Below are 18,282 nucleotides of genomic sequence, written 5' to 3' on the forward strand. Positions count from 1 at the left end.
CCGTGCAGTGATCTACGAGAGGGCGTACCGCTTCCGGCGCGACTGCCGGGGGCTTCGAGTGAGACCCCTGCTCCGCACTGTTATTTTCAAAACGGTTCCAATATGTTAAGTTAGCCCACGATATACTTGCATTTCAATGACTACTGAGTTTGGGACAGGGCAGGCGACGGGAGACTCGGGCGATGCCGCAGCGATGGACGCCATACGGGATGCCATGGCCGGTATATCGGCCAGCGAACCGGACTTCTGTCAGATTTTCTGCTCTCCGAGGTATGATTACGAGGCGGTGCTGTGGGGTGCTCGGAGTGTTGTCGGTTCGGACACCGAAATCGTGGGCTGTTCGTCCTCCGGAGAGTTCACTGAATCCGGTTCGGGGAACGGAACTGTCACAGTCGGTGTCGTCTCGTCGGACTCGATGCGGTTCTTTTCCAGCCTGTCGACCGAACTGAGCGCTGACCCCGAGCGCTGTCTGTTCGAAGCCGTCCATGACCTCCCTGCGAGCGAGGACGCCACTGTCGAGGGGCATCCGCATCGGACGGTCATCAATCTCCACGACGGCATGGCCGGAATCGGAAACAAAGTCACTCGGCTCACCGAGCAGTACCTCGACGACGAGGAGACGCCGGTTGTCGGCGGGTCTGCGGGTGACGACCTCCAGTTACAGCAGACCCACGTCTTCCGGAACGACCGCGTCGAGACGGACGCCGTCGTCCTCGCGCTCATTGCCTCAGAGGACCCGCTTCCCGTGACAGTCAACCACGGCCACGAACCGATCTCCGAGGCGATGACGGTAACCCGAGCAGAGGGCAGCACCGTATACGAACTCGACGGCAGGCCCGCGTTCGAGGCCTGGCGGGACGCGATTCGGGAGGATGCGATGGAGACGTACGACATCGATGTCGACGAGTTGGAAGCAGGGTCCGAGGACCTCGTCATGTTGCTCGGCCGCTACGAACTCGGTATCGAATCGGAACCTGATGCCGACGCGGACGGACTCGCCTCACGAATCAAGACCTTCATCGAGAGCAAACTCATCTCGACGACAGGATACAACATCCGATGGCCGGGCCATACAACCGACACCGATGGGCCGCTGGATTTCGCCGTCGCTGTCTCCGAGGGGACGGAAGTGCGGGTGACACATAGCAACAAATCCGACCAGGTGTATGCGGTCCGGAACGCCGCCACCAACGCCGCCAATGAACTCCGCGGTGGAAATGTCGCGGGCGGATTCGTCTACGATTGCGCCTGCCGGGCGATGATTCTCGGCGACGACTTCGACGACGCCGTCGAGACGATTCACAGCGCTATCGACGCGCCCTTCGCCGGCTTCGAAACCTACGGCGAAGTCTGCTCGGCCGACGAGGATTACACCGGCTATCACAACACGTCCTCGGTTATCCTGCTGTTCCCGGAGTAACGACGACGGGGCTGCTACCAGCGAAAATAACCCCGGCCCTTGCCCGCTCAGACGCCGGACTCGATAGTGATTTCTGCGTGTAGCTCGTCCTGCAGCGCCGAGTGGACGTGGCAGATGTCCTCGGCGAGTTCAACGATGTCCTGTTCCTCGTCTGCGAGTGACTCCTCGACCTCGACATGGAAGTCGATATACTCTAGGTCGTCATCCTCGTCGAGACCTGCGGCGACTTCGACGTCGACGCTGCCGATGTCTTCGTGGCCGTACTTGTCGGCGGCGACGCGCAGCGCCGGGATGTAACAGGAGGCGTAGTCGGCGGCCAGAACCTCGTTCGGCGACGGGCCGTTCTCGCTCAGCGCGTCGACGATAAGCTCCCATTCGCCGTTGATGACGCTTTCGACTGTGTATCCTTCCTCGCACGTACTCTCGACTTCAATATCTGCCATAGCAATTCTGTGGACACGGCCCTGACCCTAAACATTTCCTGCATGGCGTTTCTACCGGCGAGGCACTGCCGAAAGGTAATACACCTCCAGTCCCTACAAACGACCAATGGAACACCTCGCACCGTCGAACGTGCCGGTGTATGCTACGCGGGACCACCAGCGCGAGATCTGGGAGCGCTGTCGGGACCGGGGCCACCCGGTCCTCGCCGTCCGAGACGCGACGCGGGGATTCATCGTTCGATACGACCTCCAGCATCTGTCATACGAACTCTCGGACGCTACCGTTCAGGAACTCCGGGACCGCGTCCGGTCCCGCCGACCGTATCCGACGACGACGGACCCGATCTCGGAGACGGAGGGCGTCGGCGGCGAAGCCGGCCCGGTGTCCGGTGAAATCCACGCGGACAGCGAACAGGCCGCCAGAGAACTGGCCTCGCACATTTCTGGCTTCGTGCTCGACCGCTCGAACTGGCGGTAGTACCGAAACAACGCGGCTGGGGATTTTTGCCACAGCCGTACCTTGAGTCCGTATGGCAGTCGCCCGACACGAGACCGGTCCGCTCGCGACCGTGAGTGCCCTGGCCTCGCAGGTGCACCCGGTGTTTATGCTGCCACCGCTTGCGACCTCGCTGTTCGGGGGGTTGCTTTCCGGTGGGTTCTGGCCCCCAGTGGCCGCACTTCACGCGAGTGCGATGTTCTTCGCCGTCTACACGGCCCACGTCAAGGACGGCTACGTCGATTTCCACGTCCGCGGCGAGGACGACGACCACCCTCTCACTGGCTCGGGGTGTCGCATGGCGCTGGTCGGCGCTGGCGTCGGCTTTGCGCTCTGCACGGCAGCTATCTGGCTGTTGGTCGGTCCCGGCGCGGCGCTGCTGACGCTACCGACATGGGTTATCGGCTACACCCACGCGCCACAACTGGACATGAACCCTATCGGTGCGACGATGGGCTACCCGACGGGTATCGCGCTGTCACTGTTGGGCGGCTACTACGCACAAGTGACGACGCTGACGCCGCGTGCTGTCGGTCTCGCCGCCGTGTTTCTGCTGTTGCTGACCGGCATCAAGATAATCGACGACGAGCAGGACTACGACTACGACCGGTCGATACAGAAACGCACCGTCGCCGTCGTACTTGGCCATCAAGACGCCCGGCGACTCGCGCTCGGTCTGTTCGGAGCGGGCCTTCTCGGAATCGTTGGGCTGTCTGTGGCATTGCCCGGGGTCCCGCCGAGTGCTGCGGCGGCTGCGGTCGTCTTCGGGACGGTCGCGGCTATCGCCCAGCGGGGCGACCCTGAAACTGCGACGATGCTGCTGATCCGCGGCTCGTATCTTCTGCTGGCCGTCCTCGTTACCGCTGTTTGGTTCCGGCCGCTGTCGTGAATGTGGCTGTGCTGCCGGCTTCGCGTCTGCTGGCTCTCGAAACTGCCGCTGTGCGAACCGCTCCGTGCCAGTCAGCCCGAGATGTGTGTGAGGACATGGGTCGCCGAGACGGCGAGCGAGATGGTCACCATCGAGGCTGCCATGACACCGGCGACGACCGGTGAGAGGTCTCCAGTGAGGCCACCGACTGCGAGCAGTACGGCGGCAATGATCGTACAGACCAGCAGTGCCAGATGGACGAACAGCCACGGCCCGACACGTCGCAGTGACTCGAGCAGTGTCTCGACTCCCGACGGCTGTGCCGGCCGAACCCGCTCGCCGGGCCGGTAGTACTCCGCGGCAGTCCCGTAGCCCGTGCTTCCACCGCGGGTCTGGGTTGGCCGCTGTGTCGCTTTCGCCGTTGTCTCGCCTGCCGTCTCTGCGTCGGCTCGCTGGTCGACGTACTGCTGTGCGATGTCACTGACACCGCCCGTGGCTGTACCTCCGTCCGCGACGCTGTCGACGTGCCTGTTGACGTATGCGTCGTGGCCGAGCCGGTCGTATCGCGCTCGCTCGGCCTCGTCTGTGAGCACGTCTTTCGCCTGCGTGAGGCGCTTAAACCGGTCTCTAGCGGCAGGGTCGTCACTCACGTCCGGGTGATGCGTTTTCGTCTGCTCCCGGTAGGCGCGGACTATCGTCTCTTCGGTGGCATCTGGGTCTACCCCCAGAATACCGTAGAACGTCGCTTCCATACACACCCCTGTGTAGTTATCGAGTTGGACTATACGTATAATAAGGTATTCACTCCCTCACGACACGATATTGCCGAGCTGTCGCTGAGTCGCCGGACTGAAACTGCGTGGCCACCACCGTCTCAGTATGGACGAAGACACCGAAGACTGGGCAGCGCAGTTGGAGGCCAACCGGGCCGAGAAAGACCGCTTCTTCGCAGAGCATCGCCAATCACCGATTCCGCCCGAGGAACGCGACGAGTTCGACGGACTCAGTTACTTCGACCCGGACCCCGACTATCGGGTCGAAGCGACCGTTACCGTTCACGAGACACCGGAGTCGGTCGATCTGGAGACGAGCGACGACCGGACGGTGCGCTATCTCCACGTCGCAACACTGTCGTTCGACCTCGACGGCAAGTCCCGCGAACTCCACGCGTTCCGGCAGGCCGCCGACGAGTCACGGACGCTATTTGTCCCGTTCCGGGACAAGACCACCGGCCAGCAGAGCTACGACGGCGGTCGATACATGGAACTGGAACCCGACCGCGACCTGAGCGACGGCGACGAGATTACGCTGGATTTCAACCTCGCCTACTCGCCGTTCTGTGCCTACAGCGACACGTTCTCCTGCCCGTTGCCGCCGGAGTCGAACTGGCTCGATGCCGCAGTGACGGCCGGCGAGCGGATCGACTGAACGCGGGTCGCGACACCGATACCAAACGAATTGTTTACACATCGCCACGACCAAGGTAGCGTATGGCAACGGCGACCCGCGACCGTCCGGTTCTACAGGCCTTCCAGTACGGGTTTACGCTTTTTTCGGCGCTCTCGCTGGGTGTGATAGGACTCGGGTTCGGCTCGATCCTGCTTCTCAGCATCGCTTTTTTCCTCTCACTCGGTGCCGGAGTACAGATAACGCAAGTACAGACGCTGGTCCTCGGACTGATAACAGTTCAGGGAATCGGATGTCCGGTCATCGCGTACACGTACATCAAACTCAGACCGGTAATCAGAGCGAAAGTCCGCGAGGTGTTCTCCTATGCACCGGACACCGGCGCATTCAGTATCGGCATTGCTGTACCGAGTCTCCGTGAGGCCGGCATCGTCGTGCTGGGCTACGTCAGCGCGATGGGCGGACTCGTGGTGGTTGCCACCATTATCACGACACTCGTCTCGCTGTTCGGGATCGAAACGGCAACCAATCAGGCGGCTGAGATTGGCATGGAAAACCCTGATGTCCTCCTCCTGTTGATTCCTGCCTCCTTCCTCCTCATCGGCCCGGGCGAGGAACTGCTGTTCCGCGGTGTCGTTCAGGGCCGCATTCGGGACTACTTCGGCCCGATCTCGGGCGTCACTATCGCGAGCGTCATCTTCGCCGGCATTCACTACCCCGCCCTTAGTGGCGGATCGGTCACGGGGAAACTCGTCGGGGTGGGTGCCCTTCTCGTTCCGTCGCTCATCCTCGGCGCCACCTACGAGTACACGGACAACATCGTCGTCCCGTCACTCATCCACGGCGCGTACAACGCGACGCTGTTTACTGGCCTGTACGTCTTCGTGAAATTCAGCGGGGACCTCTCGTCCGCTCCGGCCGTGCTCGGTATCAGCGGCTTCTGACCGGCCTATCCCACCAGGTCCGCAATCTGGCAGGTCCGTACCTGACTTGAATGATTTCCTGCCCTGTATTCGCAAGGGATACCAGCGGCGACCTGTCTCTCACCGCCCGGCGATAGCACATCTTCGTCTCACCCCTACTGCCGAAAATCGGCGAATCCGACGGCCTGCTCTCCGTCTACAACACTGAGCAGCAAGGGCTGGATGCCGACGCTGCATACCAGCGGTGGAGTAGCAACTGGTCCATCGATGCGAAAATCGAACTCAACGGTAGGCTATTCGAGACAGCCTGTTTCGTTGCCCGTCCACCGGTCAACTACGTTCAGAGAGGACGAACAGGCCTTCGTCGAACTGCTTACCCGCTGGCCCAGATACGAACTGAGCCGATGCGACGGGCAGAGCCAGTGGCCGCCACAATCCTGCTCACATCGAGTGTTGCGTAGCCGGCTCGCAGAACGATTTCCGACGCTCTCGGGACACACCTCCGTCTCCAATTAACAGTAGCATGTCGCCCGGAACACTAACGTCCGGCATCATCCTCGGCGGTGTGCCACGTCAGCCGGCAAACCCTCGTGCCGGGCGGGTCGTCCACAGACGACCAAGTGCGCGAGCGGCGTCAGCCGCGAGCGCGGGTGATTACGGCGTAATCACCGAACGCCCAGACGGTGCAACCGTCTGGCGGGTCGCCGGATACGGCGACCAGATGCGGTGTGAACCGCGGTCATGTCGCGTGCCCGGGTTCTCCGGGTCGTCATTGTCCCGGTGACGGGTCTCAGCCGGGGATTAAAGGCACGCAGATGCATTTCGCCGGTGGGACACCTAAGGGTGACGTTCAGACGGCGTAGTCGTCCTCGCGCAACTGGACGTACTTGCCGTTACGGTAGGAGAACTTCCCCCATTTGTAAGCCAGAACCATCTTGATGCCGTTGAAGCCGCCACGGAGCGCTGCGTCGGCCTTGATGCCGCGGGCGTCCATCAGGTCGTTGGCGGTGGTAAAGGCCCGGTCCCAGTCGCCGGGCCGCCAGTCCCGCACCATGTCCGCGAAGGTGACGTTCCGGAGGATTTCGTCGCCGATGGCGTCGTGCCAGGCGTCGTTGTAGCGTTCGAGGCGGTCGTTCGCGGCGAGGCGGCCGGCGATCTTCCCAGTGCGAACGGCGACGTGGTCGCCGCCCTCGTGGAACGCTGACGTAGTCCCCATTGCCCCACCGGCCACGGCAATGCCGGCACCAACTGGGGACTCTATCGGGCGGGTCGAGGAGATAGGGTACGTCTCTGTGCCCTTCGATTTTCCCCGGTCCTCGACGAGCGGGAAGTCGTCGAGGTCGTACGCCTGAAACTCCCGTTCGAGCAGCCGTTCGATGTACTGCCGTCCCTGCGGGATGCTGTCGTCGCTCGCTTTGAGCAGGTCCCACTCGCTGCGGTCGTACGCGTCGATATTCAGCCCGATAGGCATCGTCAGACCGATGCGGGCGACCGGGGCGTCGTTTGGGAAAATCCACGGATACGCTGTGTGGCCGGGCATGATGCCCCACCAGAACTCGATGAACTCCGGTGTGAACAGTTCCTCCGGCATCCGGCGGTGCTCTTGATAGGCGATGTGATTGACCTTGTTCGACGGCATGATGTCGGCCATCGTCTGCCCGTCTGGGAGAAACTGATCGAGCGTCCCGCCGGTGACGGTTCGCTGGGGGCCATCCGCGAGTATCACGTACTCCGCAGCGATGTCCTCGCCGTTGGCCAATCGAACGGTGTGTCGCGGCGAACTCCGCAGGTCGGTCTCGACGCCGGTGACGCTGACACCGACGCGGTAGTCCGCGCCCGCTTCCGTCGCCCGTCTGCGGAGCCAGTCGTCGAACCGCGCTCGGTGAAACGTGATGCCAAAGCTGTCGGCGCTAGAACTAATCCCGGTCTCCGTGAGCGTCATCTCCGTCGAGGGACCATAGAACTTCGCCCCGTCGAGTTCGCTCAACACCACGTCCTCGGGGAACTCGGACCGGGGAATACCCATGATGTCGAACCAGTAATCGAGCAATCCGGCGGCATCTGTCGAGTCCGGTCCCGCCCCCTCGCGGTCGGCTCTGGGGACCCCCTTTTCGAGGAGGACGGCGTCGGCCCCGTGGTCGGCTGCGGCCTCGGCCGCCGACGAGCCGGCCGGGCCACCACCCACAATGGCGACGTCTACGTGTTCCATACCCGCTACGGTGTCCCGCGCCCGCTAAAACCTATTGTCTTGCATCGAAACTACGGTGTGACGCGCTCACCGGACTGAACTGGAACGCCCTGCGCGCTACGGTCCGGACACTGCGCCGCCGAGTGATACGTCGTGTCGCTCCAGCCGCTTGACGACCCGCTGGTACGCGTCGCTCTCAGCGAGCGCTGTGGCCCGGACAGCGTCGGCAACTGTTGCTCGGCGGTCGGCGAGGCCCAGGAGCTCGCGGCGTTTCGCCTCGTACTCACACCGGGTACGAACGGTCGAAAGAACCGACAGCAGAGTGTCCCGGTCAGCGGGCTTTCTGAGATACGAATCCACAGGGATATCCAGAATATCCACGTCAGGCTTGACGCTACTGATCATGACGACCGCAGGGGTAACTGTCCGCTGTTGGAGTTTTTCCGCGACCGTTGCGCCGCTCAGGTCCGGCATCTGGCGGTCCAGCAATACCGCATCGGTTGTGTCGTCGATGCACTGTAACCCTGTACGGCCGTCTTCCGCTTCTATAACCTCGTATTCGTCCGGAAGCCAGAGCTTGTAGAGCTGTCTGTAGTCCTCGTCGTCATCGACCACCACAATGCTCGTCGGTCTCCTCATCTCTTGGAACTCATACGCTGGTCATCCTACAAATATGCTAAGATATCGGTGTACTATTACTACAAATTTTACTAATTCAGGCTGGTAATTCTCCTACTCTCTAGATGTAGAAATACCAACACCAGCCTTGGCGTGCGACCAGCGGTCTGCCGGCACCGTTTTGAGGCCCCCGCGTGGAACAGCCGGTATGGCTCCGCACGCCACAGGAGGGGTTCAATGGCCGATATCGTCGTGATGAGATACGACGTTCACGGGATGCCGGTCGACCAGTACGCGACTGCGCTCCGGGACCGACTGCCCGAGTGGGACATCACCGTCGCGGAGACACCAGACGCCGAGCGCGACCTGATTGCGGAGGCGACAGTCCTGACCGGTAATGATGTTTCGCCGAAACTGGTCGATGCGGCCGACGCCCTGGAACTGTTTGCAGGGACGTACGCTGGATACGACCACCTTCCGCTGTCGGAGTTGGCAGACCGCGACATCGCCCTGACGACGGCCTCCGGGGTCCACGGCCCGAACGTCGCCGAGAACGTCGTCGGCTCGTGGCTCGCCTTCGCCCGCGGTTTCTTCACCGCCCGCCGCCACCAGCGCGAGGGCGTCTGGCAGTCGTTCCACACCGACGACTTCGCTGGCAGCCGCGTCTGCGTTGTCGGCCTCGGCGAAATCGGGCAGGCCATCGTCGACCGCTTGCAAGGGTTCGACGTGGAGACCGTCGGCGTCCGCTACTCGCCGGAGAAGGGCGGCCCCACCGACGAGGTGTACGGCTTCGACGAGATTCACGAGGCCGTCGCCGATACGGAGTACGTCGGACTCGCCTGCCCGCTGACCGACGAGACACACCACCTCGTCGACGAAGCGGTGTTCGACACGATGCCCCCCGAAGCGGTGCTCACCAACGTCGCCCGTGGCCCCGTTGTCGATACCGACGCGTTGGTCAGTGCGCTACAGCGCAACCACATCGGCGGCGCGGCACTGGACGTGACCGACCCCGAACCGCTGCCCGGCGACCACCCGCTGTGGGACTTCGAGAACGTCCTCATCACGCCACACAACGCCGGCCACACGCCGAGCTACTACGATCGACTGGCCGATATTGTGGCCGAAAACGTCAGGCAGGCCGAGCGAACCGGCGAGTGGGACGGGCTCAGAAACCAGATCGAACTGTAGTCACTGCCGGCTGGCGAGATGGCCAGCGCGGGCTTCGTACACCAGATACGAGACGACGGTCACACCAAACACGCCGCCGAGTAGGTGCGAGACTGTAACGCTCCCGAGGCTAGTTCTCCCGACGGTACCCTGCAGCAGTTCGACTACGGCCACTACCGCCGCGAGCCCAATGTACCGCCAGCGGGCCGCGACCGGAAGCGTCTCGCTATCACCTGCCAGCGCGAGATACAGGTGTGTGCCAGCCAGAACGGCGAAGTACGTAGCTGCGACGAGCACGACAGAGGCAACAGGGCCGAGTGGAACCGCCCGGAACAGGAGCGCCCAGACGAGGACGACAGCGCTCACCACCCCGATCTGAAGCTTCGTATCGCGGGAGACCATATGCCAGAAGTCGAGTCTGGCCGTGAAAAAATATCGGATCGCCTAGCAGTTCTCGTGCGACTCGGAAGAACGGCGCTCGGCGAGCGTGACCGTTACAGATAGCCGCGCTTGTTCAGCAGTTCGCCGTTCAGCACGCTCGCACCGGCGGCACCGCGCATCGTGTTGTGCGCGAGGCAGTTGAACTGGACGCCGTCCGTCGTCTCGCGGAACCCGCCGACTGCGACGCCCATGCCGTCCTCGACGTTGCGGTCGAGGCGTGGCTGTGGGCGGTCGGGTTCCTCGAACACCGTGATGAGTTTCTCCGGCGAAGACGGCAGGTCGATGCCGGTAACCGACTCCGTCGCGGCCTCGGCGTCGGCCGCAGAGATGTCCTCGGCGGTGTCGGCCCAGACGTTTTCGAGGTGGCCGTCGAGCGTCGGGATGCGGTTACAGGAGGCGGCCACGTCCATCTCGTTGAGGTGGACCTCCGCGCCGTCGAACGAGCCGAGCAGCTTGCGCGATTCGGTCTCCATCTTCTGCTCTTCGCCGCCGATGTGCGGGATGGCGTTGTCGATGATCTCCATCGATGTGACGCCAGAGTAGCCCGCACCGGAGACGGCCTGGAGCGTCGAGACGCGCACGTCGGTCAGGTCGAACTCGCGGTCCAGCGCGGCCAGGGGCGGGACCATCGTGATCGTCGAGCAGTTCGGGTTCTTCAGGAGCGCGCCGTCCCAGCCGCGCTCGTCACGCTGGACTTCCAGGAGGTCGACGTGGTCGGCGTTGACCTCGGGAATGATGAGCGGCACGTCCTCGTCCATCCGGCCGTTGGAGGAGTTCGACGAGACTGTGTAGCCGGCCTCACAGAACTCCGGTTCGACTTCCGCGCCGACGCTCGACGGGAGTGAGGAGAAGATGAGATCGACGTCGTCAGGCACCGAATCCGGGTCGGTGGCGCGGACTTCTAACCCGGCCACGTCTTCGGGAATCGGGGAGTTGACGCGCCACTTTGCGGCGTCCTTGTATGTCTCGCCAGCGCTTGCGTCGCTGGCGGTCAGTGCTGCGATCTCGAACTCGGGGTGGGGGTCAAGCAGTTGGATAAGTCGCTGCCCGACCGCGCCAGTCGCACCGAGCACACCTACGCGTACAGTCATCGGTTGACACACGGCTACGGGTGGTCAAAACAGTTTGGATACGGGGCCATGCCGCTGCCTTCGTCGGGTTACTCGCGCTCGGTGTCTTCGAACACCCATTCGATAACACGGGCCTCCACGAGATCCCGCTCCTCGACGTATGGGTCGTCGCGGTTCGCCAGCGTCTCCGCGGCCTCAGCGCGCATTTCGGCTTCGATTTCCGTATGGTCCGGTTCGTCTCGGATGTCATTCAGCAGTGCCTCGAAATCCTCACGGAGATCGAAGGAAGCTCGGGCGGCGTTACACCGCGACAGCGGGCTCATTCCGGTCTCTAACACGAGGTCCCGCACCGTCTCCCAGTCGGAGCCACAGAAGTAGATGGACACCTCGCCGACGATGTCCTGCCAGGCGATTGGGTCTGCGTGCTTGAGCAGCGGGACCGCCCGCGGCGGCAGATCGAGACGGGTCTCAGTGTCGGGATTCCCGCACAGACAGCATGCCTTCTCGGTCTTCCCCGTGTACATATGAGACAGTTGTGTCGGACGTATTTGGACCCATCGCAGTTGCGCAGTCGCTGGCCGGCTACACCGGAATGAATTCGGGGTCCACGTCGTTCAGGCGGTCGGTGTTCGAGACGAACTGGTAGAAGTCGCTGTAGAGATCCGTACACTTCCCGTCGGCGTCGTAACGGAGTGTGTGCCAGTCGGCGACGACGGCGCAGTAGCGCTTGGCCCGCGTGAGCGCGACGTTCAGCCGCCGGGGGCCGTCGACCGGCCGCCCGAGGAACCCAACGGTTCCGTCGGCGTTGCTCCGGACGAGCGAGAGGACGATGGCTGTCCGTTCGCCGCCCTGAAACGAGTCAATGGTGTCGACAGTCACTCCGTCTCCGGCGTCGGTTCGCTCTGCGAGCATCTCCCGGATGCGTGACACCTGCGCGCTGTACGGCGTGATGACACCGATTTCCTCGGCAGGTACGTCTGCCAGCAGGTCCTGAACGAGATGCGCGACGAGGCGGGCTTCGGTGGGATTCGCCTTGGAGTGCCCGGCGGTTTCGACCCGACCGCCGACGTTGTACCCTTCAAGCGCCGGCCTGTCTGGGAGCGGGTCGACGGCGCGCCCGTTCCGTAGCGTCCGGTCGTAGAACCGACGGTTCGGGAAGTACGCGATGTCGCGGTGCATTCGATACTGGGTCTGTAGCTGGAGGCCGACACCCTCGTAGACGCCGCCGTCAGCGTAGAGATGCTCGAACAGCGAGTGACCGTAGCTCGACGCCGGCGGTTCGTCGCTGGCGCTGTAGGGCGGGAGCTGTCGGTGGTCGCCTGCGAGGACGGCGCGGTCGGCCCGGACCAGCGGGATACACGACGCTGCGCAGGTTGACTGCGTCGCTTCGTCGAGGACTACCAGGTCGAACTCCCTGGCGAGCGTCGCGGCGCTGTTGTTCGTTACCGCCACTACGTCAGCCCGCCCGGGCACGTCGCTGTAGGCGCGCCCCACAACGTCGTTTGCTGACTGGCTCGCGTTCACGCGGTCGAGGGTGTAGTCGCCGTCGCCGTGCTGGCCATAGGCGTGCAGCGACTGCGGGTCGGCCCCGTCACCCGTCGACGACCCTGCCACGAGGTTGTCGACGGCCTGATTCGAGTCCGCACACACCAGCACATCCTCACCGGCCTGTGCGGCCCGCCGGACGATTTCGACGAGCGTCCGCGTCTTCCCTGTCCCCGGTGGGCCGTGGATACAGAACAGGTCGTCGGCCAGCAGCGCGTGCTCGACAGCCAGTTGCTGCTCCTGGTTCAGTTCCCCGTCGAACTGGTCGCTCCGGGCGGCAGCCCCGTTCGAGAAGGTTATCGGCCGGTCGCCGGCGAGTACGGCCCGAAATCGGTGGTCGGTCAGCAACTCAATCGCCGCACGTTCGCGGTCGAACGGAACGGGATTGAGCAGCGCCGTGAGCCCGTAGGTGGCATCACTGTCAGTGAGTGCGCTTTCGAGTGTTGTCGCCCCGTCGACCTCGCCCCAGTCCACCGCGAGCCAGACCGAACGCCCGCGGATGCGCTCGACTGTCGCCGGGACAGGGAACGGGTCGTCGCCGCGTCCGCGCTCCCTCTCGGCGTGAATCAGCACCTCGTTTCCCTCGTGAATGCCGAACACGGATTCGACGACAAACGCCCAGTCACCGTCCCACTCGGCGGCGATGTCAGCGGGTGGGTCGACGCGAAACCGATACGCTCCGTCATCTCGGCCGCGCGCGTGCAGGTCGGGGACTGCATCACCACCGGCCCCGTACACCTCGGCAGGTGAGCGCCGTTCGGCGCGCTCTCGGTTTTGCTGGCGAGTCGCCGCACGTTCGCGCTCGACGTGAGACCGCAAGCCGTCGATCAGTTCTGCCGACGGGATCGGATTTCGGGGCGGTTCGCTGTCGTCTATCGGTGCGTCGTAGGAGGGTGGGTACGTTTCCGGGACGTAGTCGGAGTGCCAGAACCGGAGACGGTCGGCCAGCCCCGTGGCTCCGAACCCGTCCGCATCGACGAAGTCCCGCTCGCCGTCGCGCTCGAAGACGAAAATCTGTCCGTGTAACGAGTGGTCAGTGAAGGCGACGTACTCTCCCGTCGGTCGCGCCGAGTCTGGTTCGTGTAATGGGATACAGACCCAGTCTTCCGCGGGATGGGCGAGCTCGTCGTGGTGGGCCGCAAACTCGGCAACGGGCCGCGCGGGGACGACATCGCCGCTGTCGTCGAGAGCAGCGTCGGTAACGGCACACAACGACGCGTCGTCGAGGGCAAACGACCCGATGACGTGGTCGAACAGGAGGGACATCTATCGCCGATTGTGCGCCGCTGTGGTAAAACAGTACGGCCCACCTCGACAGCGCGTCACACCGGACAGGAACGTTTTAATCGCCGGACCGGCCACACTGCGGTATGGATACCGCCGAGCGACTCGATCTGGTGACGCGACACACCACAGAAGTCGTCACCGAGGACGAACTGCGGACGCTGTTCGAGGAGAGCGACCCGTCGGCGTACATCGGCTACGCGCCGACCGGCGAGATGCACATCGGTCACTTCACGACGATGCGAAAGCTCGCGGATTTCCTGCGGGCCGGCGTCGACGTGACGGTCCTCATCGCGGACCTGCACGCCCACCTCGACGACAACAAATCGCCCTTTGACCTGCTGGATGCCCGCTCGGCCTACTACGAAACGGCCATCGAGGGGATGATTGAAGCGGCCGGCGCAGACCCCGAGGACGTGGAGTTCGTCCGCGGGACTGACTTCCAGCTTGACGAGGAGTACACGCTGGAGATGTACCGGATGGCCGCCGAAACGACGATCTCCCGCACGCAGCGTGCGGCCAGCGAGGTCGTTCGCGAGTCCGAGAGCCCGAACCTCGGCGGGCTCATCTATCCGCTGATGCAGACGCTTGACGTGAAGGCGCTGGACGCCGACATCGCCTACGGCGGCGTCGATCAGCGTGGCATCTACATGCTCTCGCGTGAGATTCTGCCGGACCACGGCGGCGAGTCGCCGATCTGCCTGTTCGCGCCGCTCCTGTCCGGTCTCTCGGGCGGCAAGATGAGCGCATCCGACGAGGCGTCGAAGGTTAACCTCACCGACAGCCCCGACGAGGTTGACGAGAAAATCGGGCAGGCGTACTGCCCGGCCGGCGAGGTCGAGGAAAACGGCGTGCTGGAGTACCTCGAACACCTCGTGTTCCCGGTGCTGGACGTCCGCGACGAGTCCTTCGTCGTCGAGCGCCCCGAGGAGTACGGCGGCGACCTCACCTACGAGAGCTACGACGAGGTCGAATCGGACTTCGTCAGCGGCGAACTCCACCCCGCCGACCTGAAGCCGTCCGCCGCGGGCGCTATCTCGGACGTTATCGACCCGGTCCGGGAGCGCCTAGCCGACGAGGAGGACCTCCTCGCCGAGGCCTACCCCGAGAAGTACGGCGCGGAGTAACGCCGCGTCGCGATGCCCCCCTCCGACCCGAGCGCCGACAACGACGAACTGGTCCGCTCGCGGGCCGCCGTTCGCCGGACGTACGAGGACATCGGCGATCACTTCTCGAAGACCCGCGAGTACGCCTGGCCAGAGGTCGAATCGTTCGTCGACGAGTCCAGCAGTGCTCGAACGGCGCTCGATGTCGGCTGTGGCAACGGCCGCCACGCGGAACTGCTCACAGAGGTCGCTGACCGCGTCGTCGGCCTCGACGCCAGCCGCGCGCTCCTGCAAGCCGCGACCGACCGCGTCGGCGACAGCGTCGCGCTGCTGCAGGGCGACGCGACGCGGCTCCCGCTTGCTGCCGGGTCCGTCGACCTCGCGGTGTACGTGGCGACGCTGCATCACCTCCCGTCGCGGTCCGCCCGCCGCGCCAGTCTGGACGAACTGGCTCGCGTGCTCGCGCCGGGCGCTCGCGCACTCGTCAGCGCGTGGAGTACGGCCCACGACCGCTTCGACGCCGACCCCGACGCGGACGCGGGCTTTGACACGACAGTCGACTGGACGCTCCCCGGCGGCGAGACAGTGCCGCGGTTCTACCACATCTACGCGCCGGCCGAATTCGAACGCGATGTCGCCGACAGCGACCTCCGGCTCGTCTCGATGGAACTCTCAAGCGGCAACTGTTACGGGGTTGTCGAACCAGAAGGGAAACGCACTTAATTGCCTTCCATCTATGAGTGTATACGTTCGCACTCGGGCGGTCCCGATTCGAGAGAATCAGGGCTGCATGAGTGAGCGGTGGTGGTGAGCAAATCCAACGGATTTGCGAACGACGCCGCGAGCGAACGGCGTGAGCGAGCGGCGGTGGTCTAGTGGTAGGACCTGAGCCTTCCAAGCTCATGGCCCGGGTTCAAATCCCGGCCGCCGCATTCTGCGAGGAACGGACGTGACGAGCGAAGGCCGTACGGCGGGATTTGAATCACGCGAGACGAGCGCAGCGAGTCTCGCCATCGGGTTCAAATCCCGGCCGCCGCATTTTGCTGTGAGTCCCATCCGCGAGCGGCAGATACACCATTGAGGGGCCTGAACGACGGAGTTCCAAGCGACAGCAGGGGCGTGCAGTCAAGTTCACTCCCGGTTGCCTAATTCTGGCGTGACACCAGCGACCGACTGAAGCGGTAGCAGGCGGTCTTGCCTTCGAGAGCCATTCAGCCGCCGCGACCAATCGACACCTCACTCCGGTTCGACGGCCGCTTCCTCGAACTCCTCCCAGTCGTCGCCCATCCACTCCTGCAGGCGATCAGTAACGCCCGCGAAGTCCTCGCCGTCTTCGAAGGACTCGACGACGACCCAACCGTCACCGTCGCGGTCGTAGCCGAGGCTGTAGCCCCGGTCGCCGTCGATGATGACGACGAACGCGGCCACCACGTCGAGGTCGGGGAAGAACCCGACCGGCGCAAATCCGTAGTCGTCGTGCTGGGCTTCGAGGGCGGAGATTTCGCTCGTCGAGAGCGGTCTGTCCGGCAGCGAGTCGGTCAGTTCCGTCATTACGTCGCAGTCATGTGGAGAGAACTGAAAACGTTTCGAGCGGAACGAACGCAAAGTCTGTGCCAGATAGCACTGCAGCCAACATTGAAGTGTTTCCATGAGTTTTGTTAACATGGAGCTTCCGACGCTCCCGGCGGGAACGACCGTCGTACCATCCGGGATTGGCATCGGCGGATGACCACTCGCCGGTGGAGCGATGGCCACTCCACCGGCCACGTATCGCTTTGCAACCAACGGCGTACGGAGCACCTGACACCCAACCCCCACCCACCCCCACCACTTTCCCTGCTCCCGCCTTTCGAGGTGTTTTCGATACATCGGACAGTACCCTGACCTGATGCGTTCGGCGAGGGCCGGTGGGGTTTTCTGCCAGTACACGTAGCGTCGAGTATGGACGCTGCGCGACTCCCCGGGACCAGCGGCCCCGAGCAGATCGTCGCGCACGTCGACATGGACTGTTTCTACGCCGCCTGCGAACAGCGGCGGGAGCCGGCGCTCCGCGGGGAACCACTCGTCGTGGGAATGGGCTACGAGAACGGCACGACACACGGGGCCGTCGCGACGGCGAGCTACGAGGCGCGGGCGTACGGCGTCGAATCCGCGATGGCCATCTCGGAGGCCCTAGAGCGGCTCCCCCGGAAGGTCGATGCCGTCGAGGACCCGGACCTGGACGTCGAGGACGCGGGGTTCTACCGCCCCGTCGACATGGACTTCTACGAGTCCGTCGCCGCGGACGTCCGGGAGATACTTCACGCTGAGGCAGCGGTCGTCCGCGAGGTGAGTATCGACGAGGCGTACCTCGACGTCACCGACCGGGTCTCCTGGGAGACCGTCGACTCGTGGGCGCAGGACCTGAAAGACACAATCGAGTCGGCAGTCGGCGTGGTGGCCAGCGTCGGCGTCGCCCCGACGATGAGCGCCGCGAAGGTGGCGAGCGACCGCGACAAGCCCGACGGGCTGGTCGTCGTCGAACCCGGAGATGTCCGCGAGTTCTTCGCCGACCTGCCCGTCGAGGACGTCCACGGCGTCGGCCCAGTCACCGCCAGCGAACTCGATTCGCTCGACATCGAGACCGCAGGAGACCTGGCGGCCGCCGACCCGGAACTACTGGCCGACCGCTTCGGCGAGCGCGGCCGCGAGATACGCCGCTACGCCCGCGGCGAGGACGAGCGGTCGGTGACCCCGAAAGGCGACCCCAAGAGCCTCTCGCGGGAGTCCGCGTTCACCGAGGCGACGACCGACTCGGAGGCCAAGTGCTGGCAGGTCCGCACGCTCGCCGAGGCCGTCGCCGACCGCGCCCGGCGGAAGGGCGCGCGCTACCAGACCATCGGCATCAAGGTCGTGACGCCGCCGTTCGACGTGAACACGCGCGCCCGGTCGCTCCCCGGCCCGGTCGAGGAGCCCGATCTGGTCAAGCGCGTCGCGCTGGACCTGCTTAGTGAGTTCGACGACGACCCGGTGCGGAAAGTCGGTGTCCGCGTCTCGAACCTTGATTTCTCGGCCGGCGAGCAGGCCAATCTGGACGGGTTCAGCGGCGACACTAGAACCGAGGAGACGAGCGATAGCTCCGTCGCCGACAACAGCTCAGAGAGGGCCAAAGAACAGAACGAGGAAGGACAGGTCGGACTCGGAACGTTCGGTGAGAACGACGAGGGAAACGAAGCTGCGGGAGATGCGGTAAACGAGGGAGAAGACACCGTCAGTACCAACATTTCGCTCCCGCCCGGCCAGACCACCCTCACAGATTTCTAA

The 18,282-nt window shown here is 64.0% G+C and carries 18 protein-coding genes and 1 tRNA gene; 10 read left to right on the top strand and 9 right to left on the bottom strand.

Annotation, left to right across the window (positions count from 1 at the left end):
• The first annotated feature begins 136 nt into the window (after positions 1-136).
• Entirely contained in the window at positions 137-1,420 is a 1,284-nt protein-coding gene (locus BVU17_05295; GenBank protein ID AUG46967.1) for a hypothetical protein, read from the top strand.
• A 47-nt stretch (positions 1,421-1,467) separates the two neighbouring features.
• Here the strand turns inward: BVU17_05295 and BVU17_05300 are convergent, their stop codons facing one another.
• Positions 1,468-1,863, bottom strand: a complete 396-nt coding sequence (locus BVU17_05300; protein ID AUG46968.1) for a hypothetical protein — start codon at positions 1,861-1,863, stop codon at positions 1,468-1,470.
• A gap of 106 nt (positions 1,864-1,969) precedes the next feature.
• Between BVU17_05300 and BVU17_05305 the strand changes: the two genes are divergently transcribed.
• Together BVU17_05305 and BVU17_05310 are read left to right on the top strand one after the other, a co-directional pair.
• Positions 1,970-2,341: a hypothetical protein gene (locus tag BVU17_05305; GenBank protein AUG46969.1), complete on the top strand. Its 372-nt coding sequence runs from the start codon at positions 1,970-1,972 to the stop codon at positions 2,339-2,341.
• A gap of 52 nt (positions 2,342-2,393) precedes the next feature.
• Complete coding sequence (locus BVU17_05310; GenBank protein ID AUG46970.1) at positions 2,394-3,248, top strand: ubiquinone biosynthesis protein UbiA; 855 nt, start codon at positions 2,394-2,396, stop codon at positions 3,246-3,248.
• Between the two features lie 71 nt (positions 3,249-3,319).
• Here the strand turns inward: BVU17_05310 and BVU17_05315 are convergent, their stop codons facing one another.
• Positions 3,320-3,979 (bottom strand): molecular chaperone DnaJ, encoded by a 660-nt coding sequence (locus BVU17_05315; protein AUG46971.1) that lies wholly within the window; start codon positions 3,977-3,979, stop codon positions 3,320-3,322.
• Between the two features lie 127 nt (positions 3,980-4,106).
• Here BVU17_05315 and BVU17_05320 point away from each other — a divergent pair, with 127 nt between their 5' ends.
• Both BVU17_05320 and BVU17_05325 read left to right on the top strand, forming a co-directional pair.
• Entirely contained in the window at positions 4,107-4,655 is a 549-nt protein-coding gene (locus tag BVU17_05320) for a hypothetical protein (protein ID AUG46972.1), read from the top strand.
• 62 nt (positions 4,656-4,717) lie between these two features.
• Positions 4,718-5,578, top strand: a complete 861-nt coding sequence (locus tag BVU17_05325) for a CAAX protease family protein (protein AUG46973.1) — start codon at positions 4,718-4,720, stop codon at positions 5,576-5,578.
• Between the two features lie 829 nt (positions 5,579-6,407).
• Here the strand turns inward: BVU17_05325 and BVU17_05330 are convergent.
• Together BVU17_05330 and BVU17_05335 are read right to left on the bottom strand one after the other, a co-directional pair.
• Positions 6,408-7,766, bottom strand: coding sequence for an electron transfer flavoprotein (locus BVU17_05330; GenBank protein AUG46974.1), 1,359 nt, complete (start codon positions 7,764-7,766; stop codon positions 6,408-6,410).
• 96 nt (positions 7,767-7,862) lie between these two features.
• Positions 7,863-8,384: a response regulator gene (locus tag BVU17_05335; protein ID AUG46975.1), complete on the bottom strand. Its 522-nt coding sequence runs from the start codon at positions 8,382-8,384 to the stop codon at positions 7,863-7,865.
• A gap of 216 nt (positions 8,385-8,600) precedes the next feature.
• Between BVU17_05335 and BVU17_05340 the strand changes: the two genes are divergently transcribed.
• A complete protein-coding gene (locus tag BVU17_05340) occupies positions 8,601-9,554 on the top strand; it encodes a hydroxyacid dehydrogenase (protein AUG46976.1) in 954 nt (317 codons plus the stop codon).
• Here BVU17_05340 and BVU17_05345 read toward each other — a convergent pair whose 3' ends face one another.
• The 4 genes from BVU17_05345 to BVU17_05360 form a co-directional block, all read right to left on the bottom strand.
• Positions 9,555-9,935: a hypothetical protein gene (locus BVU17_05345; GenBank protein ID AUG46977.1), complete on the bottom strand. Its 381-nt coding sequence runs from the start codon at positions 9,933-9,935 to the stop codon at positions 9,555-9,557.
• A 92-nt stretch (positions 9,936-10,027) separates the two neighbouring features.
• On the bottom strand, positions 10,028-11,065 hold the full coding sequence (locus BVU17_05350; protein ID AUG46978.1) for an aspartate-semialdehyde dehydrogenase: 1,038 nt from the start codon (positions 11,063-11,065) through the stop codon (positions 10,028-10,030).
• A gap of 68 nt (positions 11,066-11,133) precedes the next feature.
• The gene (locus BVU17_05355; GenBank protein AUG46979.1) at positions 11,134-11,568 is read right to left on the bottom strand and encodes a hypothetical protein; all 435 of its coding nucleotides are present in this window, start codon (positions 11,566-11,568) and stop codon (positions 11,134-11,136) included.
• Positions 11,569-11,626: 58 nt separating this feature from the next.
• Positions 11,627-13,855, bottom strand: a complete 2,229-nt coding sequence (locus BVU17_05360; GenBank protein AUG46980.1) for a DNA-binding protein — start codon at positions 13,853-13,855, stop codon at positions 11,627-11,629.
• Between the two features lie 104 nt (positions 13,856-13,959).
• Here BVU17_05360 and BVU17_05365 point away from each other — a divergent pair, with 104 nt between their 5' ends.
• The 3 genes from BVU17_05365 (at position 13,960) to BVU17_05375 (ending at position 15,911) form a co-directional block, all read left to right on the top strand.
• On the top strand, positions 13,960-15,000 hold the full coding sequence (locus tag BVU17_05365; protein AUG46981.1) for a tyrosine--tRNA ligase: 1,041 nt from the start codon (positions 13,960-13,962) through the stop codon (positions 14,998-15,000).
• 12 nt (positions 15,001-15,012) lie between these two features.
• Positions 15,013-15,702, top strand: a complete 690-nt coding sequence (locus BVU17_05370) for an SAM-dependent methyltransferase (protein AUG46982.1) — start codon at positions 15,013-15,015, stop codon at positions 15,700-15,702.
• Positions 15,703-15,840: 138 nt separating this feature from the next.
• A tRNA-Gly gene (locus BVU17_05375) sits at positions 15,841-15,911 on the top strand.
• A 304-nt stretch (positions 15,912-16,215) separates the two neighbouring features.
• Here BVU17_05375 and BVU17_05380 read toward each other — a convergent pair.
• Entirely contained in the window at positions 16,216-16,530 is a 315-nt protein-coding gene (locus tag BVU17_05380; protein ID AUG46983.1) for a hypothetical protein, read from the bottom strand.
• 390 nt (positions 16,531-16,920) lie between these two features.
• Here BVU17_05380 and BVU17_05385 point away from each other — a divergent pair, with 390 nt between their 5' ends.
• The gene (locus tag BVU17_05385; protein AUG46984.1) at positions 16,921-18,282 is read left to right on the top strand and encodes a DNA polymerase IV; all 1,362 of its coding nucleotides are present in this window, start codon (positions 16,921-16,923) and stop codon (positions 18,280-18,282) included.

The sequence above is a fragment of the Haloarcula taiwanensis genome (assembly GCA_002844335.1).
In the GTDB taxonomy this organism is placed as follows: Archaea; Halobacteriota; Halobacteria; order Halobacteriales; family Haloarculaceae; genus Haloarcula; species Haloarcula taiwanensis.